This is a genomic window from Agarivorans sp. D1326 (assembly GCF_056958115.1).
In genome coordinates this window covers 91,608-112,838 of record NZ_JBTWEN010000005.1, presented here as the reverse complement: position 1 = coordinate 112,838, position 21,231 = coordinate 91,608, and the positions used below count along the sequence as shown (strand labels likewise).

Annotated in this window: 15 protein-coding genes; 9 read left to right on the top strand and 6 right to left on the bottom strand. The window is 45.5% G+C overall.

Features of this window, described 5'->3' with window-relative positions; translation table 11 throughout:
- Positions 1–14 precede the first annotated feature (14 nt).
- Entirely contained in the window at positions 15–578 is a 564-nt protein-coding gene (locus tag ACYFDN_RS11350) for a hypothetical protein (RefSeq protein ID WP_483511179.1), read from the bottom strand.
- 145 nt (positions 579–723) lie between these two features.
- Positions 724–1,461, bottom strand: a complete 738-nt coding sequence (locus ACYFDN_RS11345; RefSeq protein ID WP_483511178.1) for a sulfite exporter TauE/SafE family protein — start codon at positions 1,459–1,461, stop codon at positions 724–726.
- Between the two features lie 223 nt (positions 1,462–1,684).
- Between ACYFDN_RS11345 and ACYFDN_RS11340 the strand changes: the two genes are divergently transcribed.
- From ACYFDN_RS11340 to recD, 7 genes are all read left to right on the top strand, one after another.
- Positions 1,685–3,055, top strand: a complete 1,371-nt coding sequence (locus tag ACYFDN_RS11340; RefSeq protein WP_483511177.1) for an aminotransferase family protein — start codon at positions 1,685–1,687, stop codon at positions 3,053–3,055.
- A gap of 154 nt (positions 3,056–3,209) precedes the next feature.
- Positions 3,210–3,623: a CBS domain-containing protein gene (locus ACYFDN_RS11335; protein ID WP_152783284.1), complete on the top strand. Its 414-nt coding sequence runs from the start codon at positions 3,210–3,212 to the stop codon at positions 3,621–3,623.
- A gap of 81 nt (positions 3,624–3,704) precedes the next feature.
- A complete protein-coding gene (locus ACYFDN_RS11330; protein WP_483511176.1) occupies positions 3,705–5,219 on the top strand; it encodes a YifB family Mg chelatase-like AAA ATPase in 1,515 nt (504 codons plus the stop codon).
- 462 nt (positions 5,220–5,681) lie between these two features.
- On the top strand, positions 5,682–6,077 hold the full coding sequence (locus ACYFDN_RS11325; RefSeq protein WP_016402299.1) for a hypothetical protein: 396 nt from the start codon (positions 5,682–5,684) through the stop codon (positions 6,075–6,077).
- Positions 6,078–6,187: 110 nt separating this feature from the next.
- Positions 6,188–9,550: an exodeoxyribonuclease V subunit gamma gene (gene recC, locus ACYFDN_RS11320; RefSeq protein WP_483511175.1), complete on the top strand. Its 3,363-nt coding sequence runs from the start codon at positions 6,188–6,190 to the stop codon at positions 9,548–9,550.
- Positions 9,543–13,259 carry an exodeoxyribonuclease V subunit beta gene (gene recB / locus ACYFDN_RS11315; RefSeq protein WP_483511174.1) on the top strand — a complete coding sequence of 1,239 codons (3,717 nt, stop codon included), beginning with the start codon at positions 9,543–9,545 and terminating at the stop codon, positions 13,257–13,259. Before recC ends, recB begins: the two co-directional genes overlap by 8 nt.
- Positions 13,252–15,309 (top strand): exodeoxyribonuclease V subunit alpha, encoded by a 2,058-nt coding sequence (gene recD / locus ACYFDN_RS11310; protein ID WP_483511172.1) that lies wholly within the window; start codon positions 13,252–13,254, stop codon positions 15,307–15,309. The genes recB and recD overlap by 8 nt, the downstream gene beginning before the upstream one ends.
- 43 nt (positions 15,310–15,352) lie before the next feature.
- Here the strand turns inward: recD and ACYFDN_RS11305 are convergent, their stop codons facing one another.
- Positions 15,353–15,781, bottom strand: a complete 429-nt coding sequence (locus ACYFDN_RS11305) for an XRE family transcriptional regulator (protein ID WP_483511171.1) — start codon at positions 15,779–15,781, stop codon at positions 15,353–15,355.
- A gap of 98 nt (positions 15,782–15,879) precedes the next feature.
- Here ACYFDN_RS11305 and ACYFDN_RS11300 point away from each other — a divergent pair, with 98 nt between their 5' ends.
- On the top strand, positions 15,880–16,317 hold the full coding sequence (locus tag ACYFDN_RS11300) for a PACE efflux transporter (protein WP_483511169.1): 438 nt from the start codon (positions 15,880–15,882) through the stop codon (positions 16,315–16,317).
- Here the strand turns inward: ACYFDN_RS11300 and ACYFDN_RS11295 are convergent.
- Positions 16,314–16,844 (bottom strand): NUDIX hydrolase, encoded by a 531-nt coding sequence (locus ACYFDN_RS11295; RefSeq protein WP_483511168.1) that lies wholly within the window; start codon positions 16,842–16,844, stop codon positions 16,314–16,316. The genes ACYFDN_RS11300 and ACYFDN_RS11295 overlap by 4 nt on opposite strands.
- 153 nt (positions 16,845–16,997) lie before the next feature.
- On the opposite strand from ACYFDN_RS11295, the gene ACYFDN_RS11290 reads away from it, so the two are divergent.
- Positions 16,998–18,617: an HD domain-containing phosphohydrolase gene (locus tag ACYFDN_RS11290; protein WP_483511166.1), complete on the top strand. Its 1,620-nt coding sequence runs from the start codon at positions 16,998–17,000 to the stop codon at positions 18,615–18,617.
- A gap of 31 nt (positions 18,618–18,648) precedes the next feature.
- On the opposite strand, the gene ACYFDN_RS11285 is transcribed toward ACYFDN_RS11290, so the two are convergent.
- Positions 18,649–19,863, bottom strand: coding sequence for a M24 family metallopeptidase (locus ACYFDN_RS11285; RefSeq protein ID WP_483511165.1), 1,215 nt, complete (start codon positions 19,861–19,863; stop codon positions 18,649–18,651).
- 121 nt (positions 19,864–19,984) lie between these two features.
- Positions 19,985–21,148 (bottom strand): GGDEF domain-containing protein, encoded by a 1,164-nt coding sequence (locus tag ACYFDN_RS11280; protein WP_194164153.1) that lies wholly within the window; start codon positions 21,146–21,148, stop codon positions 19,985–19,987.
- Positions 21,149–21,231 lie beyond the last annotated feature (83 nt).

The window sequence follows — 21,231 nt, the reverse complement described above, 5'->3', positions numbered from 1 at the left end:
ATCCACCTAAGTGCTCACTTTATACGTGTTAAGCTTTTTTTTGGTTTTTTTGGTTTTAATGGTTTTCTATGTTTGAAGTAAAGAGGAATTGCTTTCCAGCACGTGTCACCATCGTAGCCTTTTGATGGAGCTAAACTCATTAGAGCAATCATCGCGCTAATATGACCTAAAAAAACTAAAGGTATAGTGGCAACCCAGTGAAGCTGATCTCCCCATAATGTGAAAATTGTTATCGCTGGAATGAAAACCGCTGCTTGGGCGAGGAACCCACCCCATGCTACTAGGTAATTGTTGTAGTCATACTCTGATCGTTGGTAGTGACATGAACCGTGAACTAAATGTAAGTGGATAGAAATAACTTCAAGTCCTAACTTTTGGGCTAGATACATATGACCAACTTCATGAAGTAATATTATTGCCCAAAAGGAAGCTGCCGCAACAATTATAGACGGATTAGTAAACCCAATTATGATCGCGAGAAGCAGTGTAAGGCATAAGCTCCAGTGCATCATTATCGGTACGTGATTGATTTTAATTACTTTGATGTGTTTTAGTTTGCTGATTTTTCTTAGTTTCATAGGAAGGAGCTATTAGGGTTTTCAGTCCTCGCAAGCTTATATGTAAATGAGTTAAAGGTCATTAGAGAGTCTTGCTAGCCACTAGTATTAAATGGAGATTATTTTGAATTTTGAGGAGGGTGTTTTTGGATCTCCTAGCAGAGCTTTAGCTAATCGTGCTTAGGAAGGCATTTACCCCTAATAGTGACACAGTAACCATCACTGGTAAGGCTATGTGCTTAAATGAACGTGGCGGCCAACGATTAAACAAGTATTGGCCTAAGCGCACCGCTAACATAGTGGGAATAAGTAGAACAGCAATATGGCTCAAAGACTGCCAGCTAAAAATTCCAGTTGCTAGCAATCCGCCCACCGATAGCAACTCACTCACGATAAAAAATAAGATCATGGTGGCACGTTGTTGCTGCGGGTTGAGCGGGCTAGAAAGCATGTAAGCGACTACCATTGGGCCACCTACCGAAGCACTCGCTGTGCCAGCTCCTGAGAGAAAGCCAAATAGCCCTGGGGCTAAAGGTTTATCCATGTGAGGTAGGCGCATATTGCAGGCGAGGAATAAAGAAAACAGCAATATGAACAAGCATATCGCTAGCTTGAGCAATTCTGCTGGCAACAAAAGGAGTAGTCCTAGACCTAAGGGAATACCTATTAAGGAGCCCGCAATTAACTTTTTGAGTATTGGGTAGTTGGCTTGTTGGCGGGCTTGTTGCCATAGGTTTACGCTACACAGTAAATCCAAGCTTAAGATAACTGGCACACTTTGCTGCGGCGTAAAAAACAGGTTCATGCCAATCACCGCAATGGCAGCAAAACCAAAACCACTAAAGCCTCTTACCAAGGCCGCCAAGATCACTATGGGTACCATTACGGCCATGTTATCAAGCATTTAGTTATCTCTTAAACCCGAGTAAATGGCTAATATGGCAGGCTGTTACATTAAGGCTATAGGGCCAATTAGCAGTATATATAGCGCCACTTTGCACTGAGTTTTGTTCTCGGGTTTATCTGGCTCCATGGATTTGAATTGCTGGTCCTAAGCACCCGTTTTACCCTGAGTTAATGTCGTAAGCATGCTTTGCAATATTGAATTAGCTTAAGGGAGTAGAGGCATGTCGATAGAAAATACGGCGGTAATTGAGCAAGATCGTAAGCATGTTTGGCATCATCTTAACCAACATAGTGTGTTAAAAAGCCAAGACCCAATGGTTATGGTAAAAGGCGAAGGCTCACGAGTGTGGGACGCCAAGGGCAACAGTTACTTAGATGCCTCATCGGGCGGAGTATGGTGTGTTAACGTTGGTTACGGGCGCAGCTCAATTGCAGAAGCGGTGAGTAAACAACTTACAGAGCTTAACTTTTTTGCTAGTACTGCGGGTACTGTTCCAGCAGCTGAATTTGCCGAAAAGCTACTCGCCAAAATGCCCGGTATGAGCCGCGTTTATTATGCAAGCTCTGGTTCTGAAGCAAATGAAAAAGCCTTTAAAATTGTTCGCCAAATCGCTCATCTAAAATATGGCGGAAAGAAACACAAAATTTTGTACCGCGAGCGGGACTATCATGGTTCTACCATCGCTGCTTTAAGTGCAACGGGCCAAGAGGAGCGCCGTAAGCAATATGGCCCCTTTGCGCCTGGCTTTGTAGAGTTTCCACATTGTTGTGAATATCGTAGCCAATTTGACGATGTTAGTGATTATGGGGTGAGAGCGGCTAAAGAGTTAGAGAAGGTCATTCTGCAAGAAGGGCCAGATACAGTAGGAGCGGTGATCTTAGAGCCCATTACCGCAGGGGGCGGGGTGATTACACCACCCGAAGGTTACTGGCCTACCATCATGGAGATTTGTAAGAAATATGACGTACTGCTGCACATCGACGAAGTGGTTTGTGGCCTAGGTAGAACCGGCGAATGGTTTGGTTACCAACACTATGGCATTAAGCCTGACATTGTCACGCTAGCCAAAGGTGTTGCCTCTAGTTACGCCGCCATTTCTTGCACAGTAACAACCGAAGAAGTATTTAATGAATTTATGGCTGATAGCAGTGACCGTGAAGCCTATTTTAGAGACATTAGCACCTTTGCCGGCTGTACTGCGGGGCCAGCTGCGGCATTAGAGAACTTACGCATTCTTGAGCAAGAAGAACTGGTGCATAACAGCAAGATGATGGGCGATTATTTGCTAGAAGGGCTAATAGGCTTGCAAGCCAAGCACCCTATCATTGGTGATGTACGAGGCAAAGGTTTGTTGTTAGGCATTGAGCTGGTTAGTGACCAAGACGCCAAAACGCCAGTAGATGAAAGTGTGGCGGTTAAGGTGGCGGGAATGTGTATGGCTAAGGGCCTAATTATTGGTAGAACTAACCGCTCATTTGCTAGCTTAAACAATACCTTGTGCTTGTGTCCGGTGCTAACTTTGAGCAAACAAGAAGCAGACTTTATTGTTACTACCATCGATGAAGTATTGGCCCAGCTTGAAGCCAGTTAAGCGCAAATATAGTGGGTTTAAAAGCAGCGTTATTCGCTGCTTTTTTTGCGCCAAAATCCCTACCTATCAATTTAATAGTTATAAGCCATTTCTTATCTGTCTTGGCTTGTATTACATTTGAGCTGTAATCTTAAAGGCCCTTGAAGGAGGTCTTATGCAACAGCTTAATGTTAGACACTACATGCGTGCTCAATTCTTGAGTTTTACCGAAGAGCAAAGCATTAACGAGGCCAGCGAATTGCTGACTAATTCACACCAGCTTGGTGCCCCAGTGGTTGACGCTAAAGGCGCATTAATTGGTTGGTTATCGGAGCTAGACTGCGTAACTCAAATGCTGCAAGCCGGATACTACTGTGATCAAAGTGCTTTGGTTAAAGACATTATGCGCAGTGAAGTACTTAGTGTTGGCCCAAATGAGAATGTACTCGACTTGGCAAAAACCATGACGGATAACAAACCAAAAAGTTACCCAGTATTAGAAAACGGCAAACTGATTGGTTTAATCGAGCGCAAAGCGGTATTAGCGGCGCTTCATCAGCAACAGCAGCAGTGCTTTAGCGTACAGTAATAAACCTATTTTCAGTCACTTAATAACAACTTTGGCAAAAGCCTACTAGTATGTAAGTTGTTATTAAGCGCTGGAGAGCAAATGGGTTTAGCGATAGTTAAAACGTGTACCTTAGTGGGCATGGAAGCCTTAAATGTGACTGTAGAAGTGCATTTAGCCAATGGTTTGCCCGCCTTTTCTATTGTAGGTTTACCAGAAACCTCGGTTAAAGAAGCTAAAGATAGAGTTCGTAGCGCCATTCTCAATAGTGGCTTTTCCTTTCCTGCAAAACGCATTACCGTAAATCTAGCGCCTGCAGATGTTCCTAAAAGTGGAGGTCGCTTTGATCTGCCAATTGCTATTGGTATTTTAGCTGCTGCTGGTGATGTTCCTCTAGCGTGTTTGAATGACATGGCGTTTTGCGGTGAGCTGGCTTTATCAGGAGCAATTCGTCCAGTAAGCGGAGCAATTGCCACCGCCTTATCAATAAGCCAGCAGGGTTTAACCTTGGTGACTAGCGAGCAAGATGCCGACGCAGCGGTAAGAGTGCCAGAGGCAAAAGTACATGGCAGCGCCAGCTTGCAGCAGTTAAGTGCAGGTCTTAATGGCCAAGGCGCTTTTAACTTGAAGGATTCTCAAGTTATTGAGCCGCAGCTTAACGAAAGCCTCTTAGATATGAGCGAAGTGCAAGGTCAGCATTTGGCTAAACGCGCGCTAGAGTTGGCAGCGGCTGGTGCACATAACCTGTTAATGATGGGCCCTCCAGGTACCGGAAAAACTATGTTGGCGAGTCGTTTACCGGGGATATTACCCAGCTTAACCGAGCAACAAGCCATAGAGGTGGCGGCAATAAACTCGGTAAGCGCTCAGCAACGAGAGCTAGAGCAATGGTACATTCCGCCTTTTCGTAGCCCGCATCATAGCGCCTCAATGGTCGCGCTGGTGGGCGGTGGTTCAAACCCCAAGCCCGGCGAAATAACCTTAGCCCATCATGGTGTGCTTTTTTTAGACGAACTTCCTGAGTTTGCTCGCAGTACCTTAGATGCATTGCGCCAGCCGCTTGAGTCGGGTGAGGTGCATATTTCTCGTGCTGCTTTGCAGGTGCGCTTTCCTTCACGTTTCCAGTTAGTGGCGGCCATGAACCCTTCGCCTTGTGGTTACTATCAAGGTCAGCAGTTACGCAGTAACCCCGATCAAATCTTGAAATATCTTGGTAAGCTATCGGGGCCATTTTTAGACCGCTTTGACTTAAGTGTTGAGGTGGCTGAGTTACCCAAAGGCAGTTTAACTCAGCATGCGCAGGGAGAGTCTAGTGCCCAGATAAAACAGCGGGTGATTAACGCGCGCAAGCTGCAGTTGGAGCGTAGCGGTAAGTTAAATAGCCAACTCTCTGGAAAAGAGCTTCACCAGCATGCCAGTTTAAGCCTCGAAAATAGTGAATTTTTAGAAAGCAGTATTAGCCAATTAGGTTTATCTGCTCGCGCATTTCATCGCGTTTGGCGCTTAGCCAGAACCATTGCCGATCTTAAGCAACAAAAAGATATTCAACGCAATGACATTGTGGAAGCACTAAGCTATCGGGCAATGGATCGCTTACTTAAGCGTTTGTCTGCCTAGTGTTTATATTTTGTCGATTTTCTCCTTTCTCTATTGATTAATAAATCACTCACCAGATTACGAATTATCTCAGTGTTCGCGGGGCTTCACTGGTATTTTGTCTTAGCGTAAACAATTAGCTACAACAAAATGGCTCAATAATTGTATAGCTGTTAGTGTTCAAATTATTGACACTTTATTAGAATAACTTGAAGATAACGTTTTCATAAGCTTATGTTTTTCAAGTACAATATAGGATATAAACACAGAGTTATAGATAGCGCTCACTAGGAAGGGCGCCGCTTAGCGCTTGATTAGAGTAATAAAAAAAACATAAAAATAAAGGCAGTGAGGTCAGAAACATGACTTTCACCGAAAAAATGTCAAACAGGCGTTTACAAGGGTGAAGCTGCTACTTAAAGTGCACGTGAATAAGCCGTATGCAAAGAGCTTATCGCGCTTCAAAAGAAGGAAGGAAATACTATGATGAAATGGATGGTGATTGGCATTTCTCTATTGTTTGGTACTGCAAATGCGCAGGATGTTAGAATTTGGCTACAGTCGGGTAGCGAATCGCAATGGATGCAAATGCAAGATTTACAGATCCAAAACTCCGATGGCAGTTTACAACAACGCATTGTTGCCTTAGATAGCAAAGGAAAACCGCTGTTTATGCCACTGAGTGAGTTGGCATTTATTCAAGCCGATAACAAATATTATTATGTTTCAAATGAGTACGTAGCGGTTACTCATAGCGGTGCTAAATTTAAACTTCCTAGTGGTGACGAAGCCGACAATATGTTTGTTGCACGCAACGGTTACGGCGGTTACACCAGTTTCGACTATTCTGCGCTGCGTCGCATTATCTTCTCTAAGTAGCTGGCTGTTTAGCTAACTGCTGCCATCCAGTGAAAATCGTTTAAGCAACACTTTTTTAAGCGTTTTTTTCTGGCACAATAAAGGCTGCTTCGTTCAAGGGAACAGCCTTCTTGTTATATCTTTATCAAAGTAATCACCTCAGTTCATTAAGGGAAATGTTGAGCTCAGTAATGAGTTTACAGACTCCTGATAGTCCGTTTACTCAGCAACAGATTTTGGTACAAAGCCCTGGCATGGCGCAGTGGTTAAAACTGCAGCTAGCCGAACAACAAGGCATTGTGGCAAATGTGGCGTTTCCCCTGCCTGCTAGCTTTATTTGGCAAATGTTTCATTTAGTTCTGCAAGATGTTCCCGAGCAAAGTCCCTTTAATAAAGAAGCCATGAGTTGGCGATTAATGCGCTTGTTGCCGCAACGTTTGCAAGAGCCAGCATTTAACGCCTTAAAGCACTATCTGTTGGGTGAGCAAGAAAGTGAGGAAGTTGACAGTCGTAAGCTTTGGCAACTGGCACAAAAAATTGCTGACATTTACGATCAATACTTGGTGTATCGAAGCGAATGGACCAGTGCATGGGAAGCGGGTGATGACTTAAACGAGGTGAGCGAAAGCCAGCCTTGGCAGCCTATTTTGTGGCGTGACTTGGTCGACGACACGGTTAGCGCTATGGACTCCCCTTATCACCGGGGCAACTTATATATCGATTTTGTTGAACAGTTGCGAGTGGCCAGTGCCGCGCCTGAAGGTTTGCCCGAGCAGGTGTTTATTTTTGGTATTTCGGCTTTACCGCCTGCTTATGTTGAAGCTTTAGATGCCTTAGCTTTACATACTGACATCCACTTGTTTTTAACTAACCCTTCAAAAGAGTATTGGGGGGATATAAAAGATGTTCGTACAGTACTTAAAGAGCAGTCCGAGTTACTTAGTGTCGGTAACCCTTTGTTATCTTCTATGGGGAAATTAGGCCGTGACTATATTGATATGCTGCATCTGCTTGAAAAAAATGACTTCACTTCATTTGACGACAATTTTCCAGAGAATAATGCACACGCGATTCCTCCGATATTGAAGTTAATACAAGACGACATCTTGTATTTACGTGACCCCATTAACTATACATATTTTGATAGTAGTGAAAAGAAACGTCCAGTAGCTTTAAATGATACTAGTATTCAGCTGCATCTTTGCCATAGTCCTCGCCGAGAGCTAGAAGTATTGCACGATCAACTCCTGGCGATGTTTGAGCAAGACCCAGAACTAAACCCCCGCGATATTATTGTAATGGTGCCCGATGTTAATCGTTATGGGCCAATGATTCAGGCGGTGTTTGGCAGCACCAGTGCTGAAACGCGCTTGCCTTTTGCTATTTCAGATCGCAGCGCCACTCAAGAAAATCCAGTGTTGTTAAGCTTTTTGGAGCTATTGGCGCTACCACAAAAACGCAAGTCTGCGGCAGAGCTTTTAGCGTTATTGGAAGTACCGGCAATTATGCGTCGTTTTGAATTGGCTGAAGACGAACTTAAATCGCTGCGCCAATGGGTGAGAGAAGCAGGGGTGCGTTGGGGACTAGATGGCAGTGATCGCAGTCGCTGGCAGGCCCCAGAAGATGAAACTCACTCTTGGCTATTTGGCCTTAAGAGGATGTTGTTAGGTTATGCGATGCCTAGTGATGCGGGTTTGCATCAAGGGGTGCTAGCCTATGATGAGGTGCAAGGGAAAATTGCCTTAGCAGTGGGCAAGTTAGCAGACTTCATAGACCAACTAATGTTGCTAGAACAACAGTTGTTGAGTGCGGTTAACGCCGAGCAATGGCGACTACGTTTGCAAGATCTGCTCAGCAATATTTACAGCTTTGATAGTGATGACGAAACCGAGCAACTGCGCCTGCATAAGCTATTTGAAACCCTCGTAGAGCAATGCAGCAGTAGCGGTTTTATGGAGCTTATCAGCCCTGAACTTATTTTGGATTATTGTCGCAATCAGCTAAATGCCCAGCGTGGTAGTCAACGCTTTTTGGCGGGGCAAATTAACTTTTGTACCTTACTGCCAATGCGCGCCATACCCTTTAAAGTAGTGTGTTTATTGGGCATGAATGACAGTGAGTATCCGCGCTCCGTACCTAGCATGGGCTTTGATTTAATGGCGCAAAATCCTGCTAAACGTGGCGACCGTAGCCGCCGAGATGACGACCGTTATTTGTTCTTAGAAGCATTGCTGGCCGCCCAAGATACTTTATATGTCTCTTATATTGCTCATAGTGCCAAAGATAACAGTGAACAAACGCCGTCGGTGTTGGTGGCTGAGCTATGTGATTACATTGGTCAAAGCTGCGTGCTACAAGGTGATGAACAACTAAATGTGGATCAATCAGCCAAGCGTTTATTAACTCACCTTAGTTGTGAGCATCCCTTGCAACCCTTCTCTAGTGAGTATTATCAAAGCCAAAGCGATAAGTTTAGTTATGCGCAGCGTTGGGTTCCGGCTGTAGCAGCCCAGCAACAAAGCAAAGCGCCCGAGCCTATAGAGGAAACGCTGATCAATGAAGGTTACATAGCGGATATTGAAATGGACGAGTTGCTTGCCTTTAGTCGCTCGCCCATCGCTTATTTTTATCAGCGGCGCTTAAAAGTGAGCTTCCCACGCTTAAGTGAGCAATTAGAAGAAACTGAACCCTTTTTAGTGGAAGGGCTAGCGGGTTTCTCTATGAAGCAATATTTACTCGAACAGCAACTAAGCAACGCAGATAAAAAGCAGCAATTTGCGCTGTTACATGCTGCCGGTAGCTTGCCGCATGGTGGTTTTGGAGAGGTATCGTTTGAGCAGCAATGGCAAGATCTTGAACCTTTGGCTGATGCCCTATTTCCCTTGCTCGCGGGAGGGCTAGTTAAGCGCCAGCAGCTAGCCCTAGATCTAGAATATTCACTTGAGGATGGTTTGCAGCAGTGTCGTTTGTCGGCTTGGTTGAAGCACCAATACGCACAAGGTTTAGTGAGTTATCGACCGGGCAGTGTTCGAGGTAAAGATTTGCTTGCTGCTTGGCTGTGGCACTTAGTGTTTCACGCTAGTTTACCAGAACAAGCGCTTAGCTCTTACGTGCTTGGTCGTAAAGGGGCTTGGCAGCTTTCGCCATTAAATGCCGAACAAGCAAAAGAGTATTTAGCGCTTTGGCTAAGCCACTTACAACAAGGTTTACACCAGCCGATATTGCTACCTATCGAAAGTGCTTGGCAGTGGATAAGCCAATGTAAAGACAAGAAAACCGGCAGTATTGAGTACAGCGAGGCCAATCTAGACAAAGCAAGGCGCGCGGCACGCAATCAGTTTAACGGAGGGCCGTTTGCTCAGGCAGAAGGAGCAGATCCGTATATTCAAGCTCAGCTAAATGATTTAGAAGCTATCTGGCCGCAGTTCGAAGCCAGCGCTCAAGCCTTGCTTGGCCCTTTGTTAGCTCATCTAGAGGAGTTTGCTGGTGTCTAATCTAAACCAAGCTGCTCAGCAGAGTAGCACGACCAATAATAACTTAGATGTTTTCACCTTTCCCTTAAATGGCTCTAGACTCATTGAAGCCAGTGCCGGTACCGGTAAAACCTACACCATTGGTGCTTTGGTACTGCGTTTGTTGCTAGGGCATTATCGTCAACCAGAGCAAGCTTTTAGCCAAGCTGGAGAGCGCATACCGCTCACTATTGAACAGATATTGGTGGTTACTTTTACCGAAGCGGCTACGCAGGAACTGCGAGGGCGAATTCGCGAGAAAATTCATCAAGCGCGGATTGCTTTTTTACGAGGCCAAAGCGATGACTTCATTATTGGCCAGCTGCTAGATGAGGTTAACGACCACCCGCAGGCGGCGCAGCGTTTGTTGTTGGCAGAGCAGAACATGGACCAGGCGGCGGTGTTTACCATTCATGGTTTTTGCCAACGCATGTTGAAGCAACATGCTTTCGAATCGGGCTTGCCCTTTGAGATGGAGTTTCTTACCAACGAAATTCATCTTCGTTTGCAAGCGGTGCAAGACTGTTGGCGTCAGCGCTTTTATCCCTTATCGGTGCCCTTAGTTGGGCGAATAGTGCAATGCTGGGCCAGCCCTTACGACTTACATCAAGAGCTGGGCGGCTTGTTAAATCAAAGCCATTTTGAGCTACAAGGAGTGCCGCAAGAGCAAGATTTAGAACGCTTTTTTGCGCAACAAATTAGTCGCATTGATGCCTTTAAACAGCTTTGGAAACCGGCAGCGGCAGAGATTGCCGAACTTATTGCAACTGCGCCTTTAAATGGCAATAAGTTTCGTAAAGCTTCGGTCGAAAAATGGTTGTGTTTAATTAACCAGTTTGCAGACGCCGCGACCGACAGTGACTTTTTAAGCAAACTATTGCGCGAGGCTTTGGCTAAGTTCACACCAGAGAATTTAGCCAATGGCGTAAAAGCTAAAGGTACGCCTCCACAGCACCCGGCGTTTAACGCGATAGAAACCTTGTTTGCAGAAGAGCAAAACATCAAAAATTTGCTGTTAGCCCAGTTGTTGCCGCAAATCCGTCAGCGTTTTAGTGAACTCAAGCAACAACAGCAGTTGTTAAGTTTTGATGATTTATTGGCGGGTTTGGCCAAGGCGCTAAATGCCCCTCAGGGAGAGGCTCTAGCCAAGCAAATCGCCGAGCTTTACCCGGTGGCGATGATTGATGAATTCCAAGATACCGACCCTCAGCAATATCAGATTTTTTCTCAGCTGTATATTGATAGGCCCGATACTGCGTTAATGCTAATTGGCGACCCCAAGCAGGCAATTTATGGTTTTCGTGGCGCGGATATCTTCACTTATATGCAAGCGCGCAACAAGGTTACCGCACGTTACAATCTGCCAACCAATTGGCGTTCTACTGGCGCGATGGTGACCGCATGCAATAAGTTGTTTGAGTGCCATTCGCGGCCATTTATTTTTGACGATGCCATTGAGTTCATCCCAGTGAATGCGGCCAAAGCAGAGCTGAGTGGTTTAGTTATAAACGGAGAGCCACAGGCAGCCATGCAGTTTTTGTATCAGCAAAACGCAGAATTTGTGCGCGGCGAAGATTATCTTGTTGGCCAAGCGCTACAGTGTGCCCAGCAAATACAGGCTTTGTTAGAAGCCGGGCAACAAGGGCGTGCAACTCTGGGTGATAGTGGAAAAACAGTGCAAGCGGGCGATATCGCGGTGTTAGTGCGCACTCGCCGTGAAGGTGAAAAAGTGGCCGCGGCATTGGCTAAACAAAACATTGCCAGTGTCAGCTTATCTAACCGCGATAGTGTGTTTGAAAGCCTCGAGGCCTATCAATTTTATTTGCAGTTGTTAGCCTGCCAAGAACCGCATAACGACCGAAAACTGCGCGCAGCTTTAGCCTGTAAAATTCTAGGTTTAGGTTTAAGCGAGTTGGACCAACTAAATACCGATGAGCGTAGCTGGCAACGTTATTCCCAAGAGTACAGCGAGTACCAACAGCTTTGGTATAAGCAAGGCGTGCTAGCAATGTTTTATTCTTGGATGAGCCAACGTGGCATTAGCGAACGCTGGATCAGCCAAAACGATAACTATGGTGAGCGCTTACTTACCAACTTGATGCATTTAGCTGAGTTACTGCAAAATCAGAGCGCCGAGTTAGATGGTGAAGCTGCGTTAATGCGCTGGTTTGCCGAACAACTACTCGAGCCCGATGGCAATGCCGACGACCAACAACTGCGCTTAGAAAGTGATGCGAACTTGGTGCAAATTGTCACTATTCACAAAAGTAAGGGCTTGGAATATCCGATTGTGATGTTGCCGTTTATTTTGGGTTATCGCGAAGCGAGCGAAGCGCTTTATCACGAAGGCGAGCGCTTTATTCTCGATTTAAATGGCAGTGAGCAAGCTATGGAGGCTGCCAGCCAAGAGCGTTTGGCCGAAGACTTGCGTTTGCTTTATGTGGCGGTGACTCGAGCGGTGTATTGCTGTTATTTAGGCGTGGCAGATCTGAAAAAAGGTAACGCCAAAAAAGGTGATACCGACGCGCATCAAAGCGCCCTAGGCTACTTGTTGCAACAAAATCAGCCACAACCTGCTGGCGCGCTTAGCGCTATTTTGGACAATTTGGCTCAGCTTCCCTGCATGAGTTGGCAATCGGTGAGTGAGCAAACACTTGCGCCATATAGCCCGCTAAACCAAGAGCAGCAAAGTTTTGCTGCTAAGCAATTTACTAGCCAGCTTAATCGAAATTGGTGGCTAACCAGTTACTCTGCGCTTAGTCGCCAGCAAGGTCATGGCGCAGGCTTTGATGCCAGTAGCGACATGGCATGGCTAGATGAAGCAGAAGGTTTAAGTGCTGAGCCAAGCCAAGTTGAACAGCCGCAATCGCTGACTATTTTTGATTTTCCTCGTGGCGCAGAGGCTGGTACTTTTTTGCACTTATTGTTTGAAGAAGTGGATTTTCAAGCCGATTTAGCGAGTATTCAACTGGCTATTGCGCCCTTACTGCAGGCCTCTAGTTATAATCAGTTGGACGCCCAAGGCGAGTTGTTATGGTTAGCGCCACTGGCTGATATGTTCCAACAAGTGTGTGCGACGCCTTTGGATGATGCTGGGAGCACCGTTGCTTACAGTTTAAGCCAACTAAGCCCAGCGCAACGCTTGGTCGAAATGGAGTTTTTCTTGCCAATTGCAGACTTGCAAGCCAATCAAGTTAATCAGCTAATTCAATATTTCGACCCATTAAGTCGCCAAGCTAAACCTTTGGATTTTGCTAGTGTGCAAGGCATGTTAAAGGGCTTTATCGATTTAGTGTATCAACATGATGGTCGTTATTACGTATTGGACTACAAGTCGAATTACCTAGGTGCAGAAGTAAGTGAGTACCAACAACAGGCAATGATGGATGCTATGGTTGAGCATCGCTACGATTTCCAATATCAGCTGTACAGTTTGGCTTTACACCGTTGGTTGGGGCAACGAATACCTGACTACGACTATGAGCAGCACTTTGGCGGGGTTTACTATTTATTTTTGCGTGGAATGGCCGGTGATATGGCTAGTCAAACCGCTCAAAACGAGCAGCGTAATGGTGTGTATTTTAGCCGACCAGATCCGCGGTTTATTGAGTATCTTGATCAGCTATTTGCCGGGCAAGATCTTAATCAAACATTAGTGCAGTTAAATCATGTGGAGGCGAATAATGACTAGTTTACTCGCCAATGATACTAGCCTTCTAAATGTTACTGATTGGCTCCAACAGTTAAAACAGCAGGGACAAATCAGCGCCTTAGATTTTCACTTTGCTAAGTCGTTTGCAAGCAGCGAACAGGCAGATGTTTTGATGGTTGCAGCCGCGCTGGTAAGTAATGAATTACAAGCCGGCCATGTTTGTATCGATATACCTAGCCTAGCCAAGCGTTCTGAACAATTGGGCGCTTGCCCACTTGCAGGTGCGCTAGAGCCTGAGTTTTGGCAAGTGCAACTTGGGTCTTCAGCGGCAGTAATGCAAGCTGAATTATCCAGAGATGCTAAACCATTGGTATTGCAGTATGGGCGCTTATATTTGTATCGATATTGGAGCTATGAGCAGCAAATTGCCGATTACTTCGGTGAACACTCACTTACCAGTGATTACCCCTTAGCCCAAATACAACAGCAAGTGGAGCAATTGTTTAGCCCTAACTGGCAAATGTTATTACAGGCTAAAGCCGCTTATACTGCGCAACAGATGGCTTTATATGCCCAGCAATATTTGGATGTAAGTGACGCGAACTTGCTTAATAATGCCGAGTTCTTAAGCAAACTTGCTGGCATTGAACAAGTATCAGAACTGCAAAGCCTAGTCGCTAAAATTGCGAATACTAGCAAGATAAACTGGCAGAAGCTGGCCGCCTTACAAGCTTGTTACCAGCCTCGGCTAGTGATTAGTGGCGGGCCAGGTACCGGCAAAACCACCACCGTGACGCGCTTGCTCGCCTTATTACAAGATTTACAACTGAGTGCAGGAAAAGCGGCTTTAAACATTCAGCTGGTTGCACCAACCGGTAAAGCTGCCGCGCGCTTAAGTGAATCTATTGTCGGCGCAAAACAGCAGCTTAATGCGAGCGAGCAAACTATCGCAACTATCCCTGAGCAAGCTTCTACGATTCACCGTCTTTTGGGTGTTATACCTGGGCGGGCGGAATTTCGTCATCATGCCGACAATCCTTTAGCTTTAGACTTATTGGTGGTGGATGAAGCGTCGATGATTGATATGCCACTAATGGTGAAGCTACTGGCGGCCATGCCAAAACAGGCGCGAATTATTTTGTTGGGTGATAAGGACCAACTGGCTTCGGTAGAGGCGGGGGCAGTATTGGGGGATTTATGCGCCTTTATAGAGCAGGGTTACAGCCAAACCTTGCTGGATAATTTGCAAGCCAGCAGTGGTTTTAACTTAAGTGCTTGGCAAGCTAAGCAGCCTTTACCCATAGCTGATAAGCTGTGTTTATTGCGTAAAAGCTATCGCTTTGATGCTCATTCAGGTATCGGTTTGTTGGCAGCTGCGGTAAACCAAGGCCAAGTTAAACAAACCATGGCTTTGCTGGAATCACGTCGCGAAGACTTACCCTATCAAACGCTAAATCAAGACAGCTACCAGCACTTGCTTGGGCAAAGCGCTAAGGCTTACCAGCCCTATTTAGAGGCGTTGCGCCAAGGTTTACCGATGGAGCAGGTGTTTGCCAAGTTTCATCAGTTTCAGCTTTTAGTTGCACTTCGTAATGGTGATTTGGGTGTGACTGGGCTTAATCAACGCATCGAGAAACGGCTAAACCAGCAAGGTTTTATTTCCTTGCCAAAACATGCCGATAGCGTGTGGTATGCCGGTAGACCAGTGATGATTGAGCAAAACGATCACGAGCAGCAGCTGTACAACGGTGATATTGGTATTTGTGCGCAAGATGAAAATGGCCAGCTAATGGTGGCTTTTGAATCCGCCATTGGTTTACGCTGGTTATTACCTAGTCGCTTGCCTGCTCACCAAAGTGTTTACGCCATGACTGTACACAAGAGCCAAGGCAGTGAGTTTAAACAGGTGTGTATGTTGCTGCCGCCAGCTACCCAAGCGTTGGTAAATCGAGAGTTGTTGTATACCGCAATCACCCGCGCAAAAAGTACCTTTAGCTTATATGCCGATGCCGAGAGCATAAGTGCAGCATGTAGGAATAAAACCCAGCGGCGCTCGGGCTTGGTAGAGCGCTTGGCTGTTGGTGAGTAAATCTGATACTTAGCTCTCCAATTTTTAAATATTTCACAATTGGCTAGTTTTTACGTTGTTGAATGTATTCCTTAAACAGCTTATGCACGCCGTGTAAAAACTCTATATCGTCGCGCCGCGCACCCAGCATATCGTCAACAAAGCGCAGGCTGCTGGCTGGAATTGGTGGCCCTTTAACTAAATCACGCTCATGTTGAGATAGCGGCAATAAGTACACCACACTCAGATCTAACGCTTTGGCAATTTTAAACAATTCAATCTGGCTAAAGTTAGCGTTGCCGTCTTTATCTAGCTTGTTGTAAAGGGCACTTTTTGAAATGCCGCTTAGCTTGGCCAGTTGATTACAGTTAAGTTTGCAATAGGCTAGCAATGACTCGATGCGGTCGATTTGCATAAAGCGATATTCGCGCTCATTTATATCTTTAAATTCAAAACTGCCCGTGGCAATGCTGTCTAAATCAGAGTTGTCCATAACTTTTCCTTGTTTGCGGAAAATACGATGCATTCTGTTCCAGTATAGGGAATCGTATACCGATAAAATAGCCTTATTGAATCGAACGAGAGATAAGCATGAGACAAACATCCGATAGAATTCGTCATGCCGTAGGTTTTGAGTTAGTTGGCCTATTAGGAGCGATGCCTTTGCTGGCTGTGCTATTTGGGGTAGACCCAATGCATTCTGGCGCGATGGGTTTGTTTTTTTCGGTTATCGCTACAGCGTGGAACTATTTCTACAATCGCTGGTTTGATATTTTCTTATTTAAACGCCAAGGGCATAGCGTTAAAAGCCAAAAGCAGCGTATATTTCATGCCTTTGGTTTTGAGTTAGGTTTGTTAGTTATCACTATTCCAGTAATGGCTTGGTGGCTAAATGTTAGTTTGCTAGATGCGCTGATTATGGACGCAGCCATGATCATCTATTACTTGTTTTTTGCATACTTTTATAACCTGGCGTATGACAAGTTATTTCCAATTAACAAAGCCAGTAAACTGCTTACCAGCGTTTAGTCGAGTAAACCCGCAAGCTTAGCGCGGCTATAACAAGCAATGGTTTTGGCATCGTTGATGGTTCCATTAACGATGCCTTTTTCAAACTCTGCGCAGCTCATTTCAAATACTTCAATAAACTCATCTTCGTCGCATTGACCTGCTTGATGCGAAAGCTGCTTGGCCAAAAACAAATACTGTATCTCGTCACAAAAGCCCGGCGCCGGATATAGTTTACCTAGGCTGTGCCATTGCTCGGCGACGAGATTAACTTCTTCCTGTAGCTCGCGTTTAGCACAGGCTAGTATTCCATCCTCGTTTTGTTCATCGGCCTCTATGGTGCCAGCAGCTAGTTCCACCAACCAGTCTTGAATGGCAGTGCGATACTGGCGCTCCATAATAATATTGCCCGCATCATTAATCGCTAGCACTACCACTGCACCAGGGTGGCGAAGTGTGGTGATGGTTTTTTGCTGCTGATTAGGCAGACGTTGTTGCTCGCGAGTTACCTCAAAACAATGCCATTTTAGTAGGCTTTGCTGTTGCATAGCGGGATCCTTTTAGCGCCAAAAAACTTAGCTTACTGCAGCGGCAATTAATTGTATTTGTAAAAAAACTGAAAAATTAAATATAAATTTATCAATTGCTGGTGGTTTGTATAAAGATTAACCATAGTTTAAAGAGTTGTAGGAGGGAATATTATGTCTCGCTTAAGTCTTTATCTTATTGCCAGTGCCTTATTTATTGGGGTCGTTATGGGCTTAACCAGCATGAGCTTGCTGAGCCAACATAACGCAGCAGTGAATCAGCTTTCCAGCAGTGTCGCTAAGCGCGCTGCCGCCGTTGCTGCCTTAATTAAGCATACCGAAACGCAACACCGCCAAGAGCTAGAATACTTTGCCGAACTTTCGATGGTGCCCAAAGCGTTAGATAGTGGCAACTATGAGGTTGTCGCGGAGTTGCTTAGCAAGCTAATGCAAAGTAAATCAACCGTGGTGCAAACGCGTTTGTTTAACCCCGAAGGGCAAGAGGTATTCAAGCTGGTGAATCGCGCAGGTGTGCCAGTGCGTTTAAGCAATATAGAGCTTCAGGATAAGTCTCAGCGCTACTATTTTAAGCAATTAAGTAGCACTGCTATTGGCAATAGCTACTTGTCTCCGGTGGATTTAAACGTTGATTATGGGGTGATTGAGCGGCCTTATCGACCGGTGATGCGCATTGCGCAAAAGATAAGGCATTTAGATAGCGGCCAATATCTAGGTAGTTTGATGTTTAATTACGATGTGAAACAAGAGCTTAGACAGTTAGCTAGCTTGTTACCCGAGCAGCTAAGGTTTTACATTGTAGATGAGCGCCAGCAGTTTTTGGCCCACCCAAATTCGGCGAGTTTATATTGTGCAGAGTTGAGTTGTGACGATCTTTTCATTGAATCTCAAGTTCAGCGCTTGGCCCACCAGCGGGTTTATTTCGACGATAGTTTAGCCGCAGAAATAAACCTAGATAGCCCCGTTCAGCCGGTAATGATGGGCGCACAACTTATTGTGGCTTACCAACATAATTATTTACCACATTTAACCCAGCCTATCTCTAATTTTGGCGTGTTAACAAGGAGCTATCAATGGTGGGCTGCTTTGCTTGTGGCGAGCTTGGTGTGCTTGGTTGGATGCTATTCCTACCAACATCTGCAAAACCGGATAGAAGAGCGCCTGCAAAAAGCCAAAATGCATAAGGTGCTAGAAGGGGTAACCGAAATGTTAGAGCGCTTGCATGAGAATGACGACGCGGTAACCGGTAGCCATGTGCAACGGGTGGCCGATTATTCTCGGCTTATGGCGGAGCATGTTGGTTTAGATAAGCAGCTGGTTGAGGATATTCATCAATTTGCCTCTTTGCATGACATTGGCAAAATCTCTACTCCCGACGCGATTCTTGGCAAACCAGGTAAGCTTGATGCGCAAGAGTGGGAAGTGATGAAGCAACACGTGGATAATGGCTATCAACTATTAAGAGAGTTTGAGTTAAGCCCAGTAGCCGAAAACATTGTACGTGGTCACCACGAGCGCTGGGATGGGCAAGGCTACCCGCAAAAAATTGCCGGTGAAGAGATTCCGATTGAGGCAAGAATCGTTAGTTTAGTGGATTGTTTTGATGCCTTAATGTCGGAGCGGCCTTATAAACCAGCGTTTTCTTTTGAAAAGTCGAAGGAGATTATTAATGACTTGAGCGGGAAAGCTTTTGACCCCTACCTAGTCAAAATGTTTAATTTTCTGGAAGCTGATTTTCGTAACAGCCACCCTAGCCCAAAAACTAAAAGTGGCTAAGGTAAGCTGCTTGGTTTATTGGTAGCGCTATTTAAGCTGTTTGGTAGCCAAAAGGGTCATCAATGCTTGGGCTTGGTTGGGTGAACCAAACCGGCCCCGACTCGCCGATATAAAAATGATCTTCTAAGCGAACGCCAAAGTGTTCGGGGATCACCAACATCGGTTCGTTACTAAACACCATGCCAGGGGCTAACAGGGTTTCATCGCCTGCTACTAAATAAGGCCCTTCGTGAATATCTAGGCCACAACCGTGCCCTGTGCGATGCGGTAAGCCAGGTAAAGCATATTCTGGCCCATAGCCATCTGCTTCTAGCGATTGGCGAGCTGCAGCATCTACACTGGCGCAGCTAGCACCTAGTTGCGCCGCATTAAAAGCGGCCTGTTGCGCTTTATGTTCGCTTTGCCAAGCTTTACGTTGTTGTTCAGTGGCTTCACCGTAAGCGTAGCTGCGGGTTATGTCAGAGTTATAACCGTGCAATAGGCAGCCGGTATCAATGAGTACCCAATCGTTTTCTTGCAAGATTTGCGGCTCTTTTACGCCATGTGGAAATGAGCTGGCTAGGCCAAACAACACAATACAAAAAGACGATCCGCTAGCGCCTACCTTTTGGTGGGCTTGGTGGATGAACTCGGTCACTTCGCTAGTGCTAATGCCAGGGCGCAAAATTTTAGCCGCAGCTTTTTGTACCGCCAAGGTCATGTCTTTGGCTCGTTGCAATAAGGCAATCTCGGCGGCTGATTTTATGGCGCGGCAAGCTTGAGTGACTACATCACCATTTACAAAGTTTAAATTAGGGTTCGCTTTAATCAGACCGTCTACTAAAAAGAACGCGGCACTAGGGTCGACTGCAATGGTGCCTTTTAGTTTTAAATCTGAACATAGCGTTGAAAACAACTGATAAGGGCTTTGGTGTTCATGCCAGCCATGGAAGGGGGCATCAACAAGCATGAAGTCGTTTAAAGAGTCTTGCTCAAAATACGGAGCAATATAGTGTAATTGACCATCGGCACTTAACAACGCTCCTACCATGCGCTCGCTGGCACTCCACTTTAATCCAGTGAAATAATACAAGTTAGTGCCGGCGTTTAAGTAAATAGCGCTTATGCCTTGTTGTTGCATTAACTCACATGCTCGTTGCTGGCGCTGTTGGTACTCGGCCTTACTAATTCCACTTATGTCGCTACACATATTGCTTAATGTAGCCAACTGTTCGCTGGCTGAGCTGCCACCTACCCCTATGGTCATTATTTTTCCTTGTTGCATGATTAGCTAAGATAGTCGCGCTATCTAGGTTTTACTAAAGAGTATGGTGAAATGCTTAGCGGGTAAAGTGGAATTGGTAAGCCAAAGTAGTGAATTATTTCAACTAACTGCTGGTGCTTTCATTTAGAGCGTACACCTTGACCTTGTTTCCGCCTTGGCGTTTGGCTTGGTACATTGCTTCATCGGCTTGTTTAATAAGTTTGGATAAATCTTGAGTTTTTAAGTTTGACGCTACGCCAAAGCTGGCACTCATGTAGAGCTTGCCCTTGCTGGTTTTTAGCGCTTGCTGATTGAGTTGAATGCGGATCCGGTTTGCTAGTGCATTAGCTTGCTGCGCGTTGGCTCCGTTCAGCGCTATTACAAACTCCTCGCCACCAAAACGGCCAAATAAATCGCCGACACGCAAGTTATCTAGGGCTATCTCTGAAAAGTGCATTAAGGCTAAGTCACCGTTGTCGTGGCCGTAGTCATCGTTAATGCTTTTAAAACGGTCTAAATCGATAAACACAACGCTAATTTCACCACCAGAAAATTGTGCGCGTTTGGTCATTTTTTCTAGTTGTTTTAAAAAGTAGCTACGGCGCATTGCTCCAGTAATATCGTAATTGGCGAGCTGTTCTAATTGAATTATCTGCCGCCAATGCAGTAAAAAGTAGAACACGTAAGTTTGCAGTGCGTTTCCGGCAAATATGGCTAACGAAAGCAAGGTAGGCACGCCAAGCAATAAACCCTGGTTTTGCGGCGTATGTTGCATGGTGATGTAAACCCTGAGCAGTAAACAAGTACCAAAGAATAAGTACAAGCCAATGACCAACCACAAGGCATGATTGTGTTGCTGACGCCAATAGCGAAAATACAGATAGGCGCAGTAGAAACAACAAAGTGCAAGGGTGCTGGAGAATAAGGTTATACGAGATTGGCTAGAAGGCTCGATCGAGATGAAATAAAACATCAGTGCGCAATACAATAACAGCCCTATCGACAGAAAGTTGCGGTTAAAGCGCTGCTTTAAGTAATGGTGATGACCCGCAACGATAAGCAGGAATGACCCAGCAAATAAGGTATTTTGTAACAACAACTCCGTGGCCGAGGGTTGTCTGGAAAGTAGCACAACCAGCAAGGCACACACTTGAGTGTAGGAGGCCATAATCCAACAATCTAGCGCGGTTTTTTGCCCATGAAATACCCGAATAAGGGTGAGCACCACTGCCGACACCACGGTGACTAAAGTGGTTAAAATAAAATAGGTGAGTCCATCAACAACCATTAACGAGCGATTCCTTTCTGCTACACCCATAGTGTAGATGGCTGTTTTATTTATACAAATTGAATGTTCTGAAGAAGCTGCTG

What these genes read in the sequence shown, in the direction of transcription:
- ACYFDN_RS11345 (WP_483511178.1), bottom strand. Translation starts at nt 1,461, where the DNA reads ATGCTTGATAACATGGCCGTAATGGTACCCATAGTGATCTTGGCGGCC.
- ACYFDN_RS11340 (WP_483511177.1), top strand. Translation starts at nt 1,685, where the DNA reads ATGTCGATAGAAAATACGGCGGTAATTGAGCAAGATCGTAAGCATGTT.
- ACYFDN_RS11330 (WP_483511176.1), top strand. Translation starts at nt 3,705, where the DNA reads ATGGGTTTAGCGATAGTTAAAACGTGTACCTTAGTGGGCATGGAAGCC.
- ACYFDN_RS11285 (WP_483511165.1), bottom strand. Translation starts at nt 19,863, where the DNA reads ATGACCATAGGGGTAGGTGGCAGCTCAGCCAGCGAACAGTTGGCTACA.
- ACYFDN_RS11295 (WP_483511168.1), bottom strand. Translation starts at nt 16,844, where the DNA reads ATGCAACAGCAAAGCCTACTAAAATGGCATTGTTTTGAGGTAACTCGC.
- ACYFDN_RS11350 (WP_483511179.1), bottom strand. Translation starts at nt 578, where the DNA reads ATGAAACTAAGAAAAATCAGCAAACTAAAACACATCAAAGTAATTAAA.
- ACYFDN_RS11305 (WP_483511171.1), bottom strand. Translation starts at nt 15,781, where the DNA reads ATGGACAACTCTGATTTAGACAGCATTGCCACGGGCAGTTTTGAATTT.
- ACYFDN_RS11280 (WP_194164153.1), bottom strand. Translation starts at nt 21,148, where the DNA reads ATGGTTGTTGATGGACTCACCTATTTTATTTTAACCACTTTAGTCACC.
- ACYFDN_RS11300 (WP_483511169.1), top strand. Translation starts at nt 15,880, where the DNA reads ATGAGACAAACATCCGATAGAATTCGTCATGCCGTAGGTTTTGAGTTA.
- ACYFDN_RS11335 (WP_152783284.1), top strand. Translation starts at nt 3,210, where the DNA reads ATGCAACAGCTTAATGTTAGACACTACATGCGTGCTCAATTCTTGAGT.
- recD (WP_483511172.1), top strand. Translation starts at nt 13,252, where the DNA reads ATGACTAGTTTACTCGCCAATGATACTAGCCTTCTAAATGTTACTGAT.
- ACYFDN_RS11290 (WP_483511166.1), top strand. Translation starts at nt 16,998, where the DNA reads ATGTCTCGCTTAAGTCTTTATCTTATTGCCAGTGCCTTATTTATTGGG.
- ACYFDN_RS11325 (WP_016402299.1), top strand. Translation starts at nt 5,682, where the DNA reads ATGATGAAATGGATGGTGATTGGCATTTCTCTATTGTTTGGTACTGCA.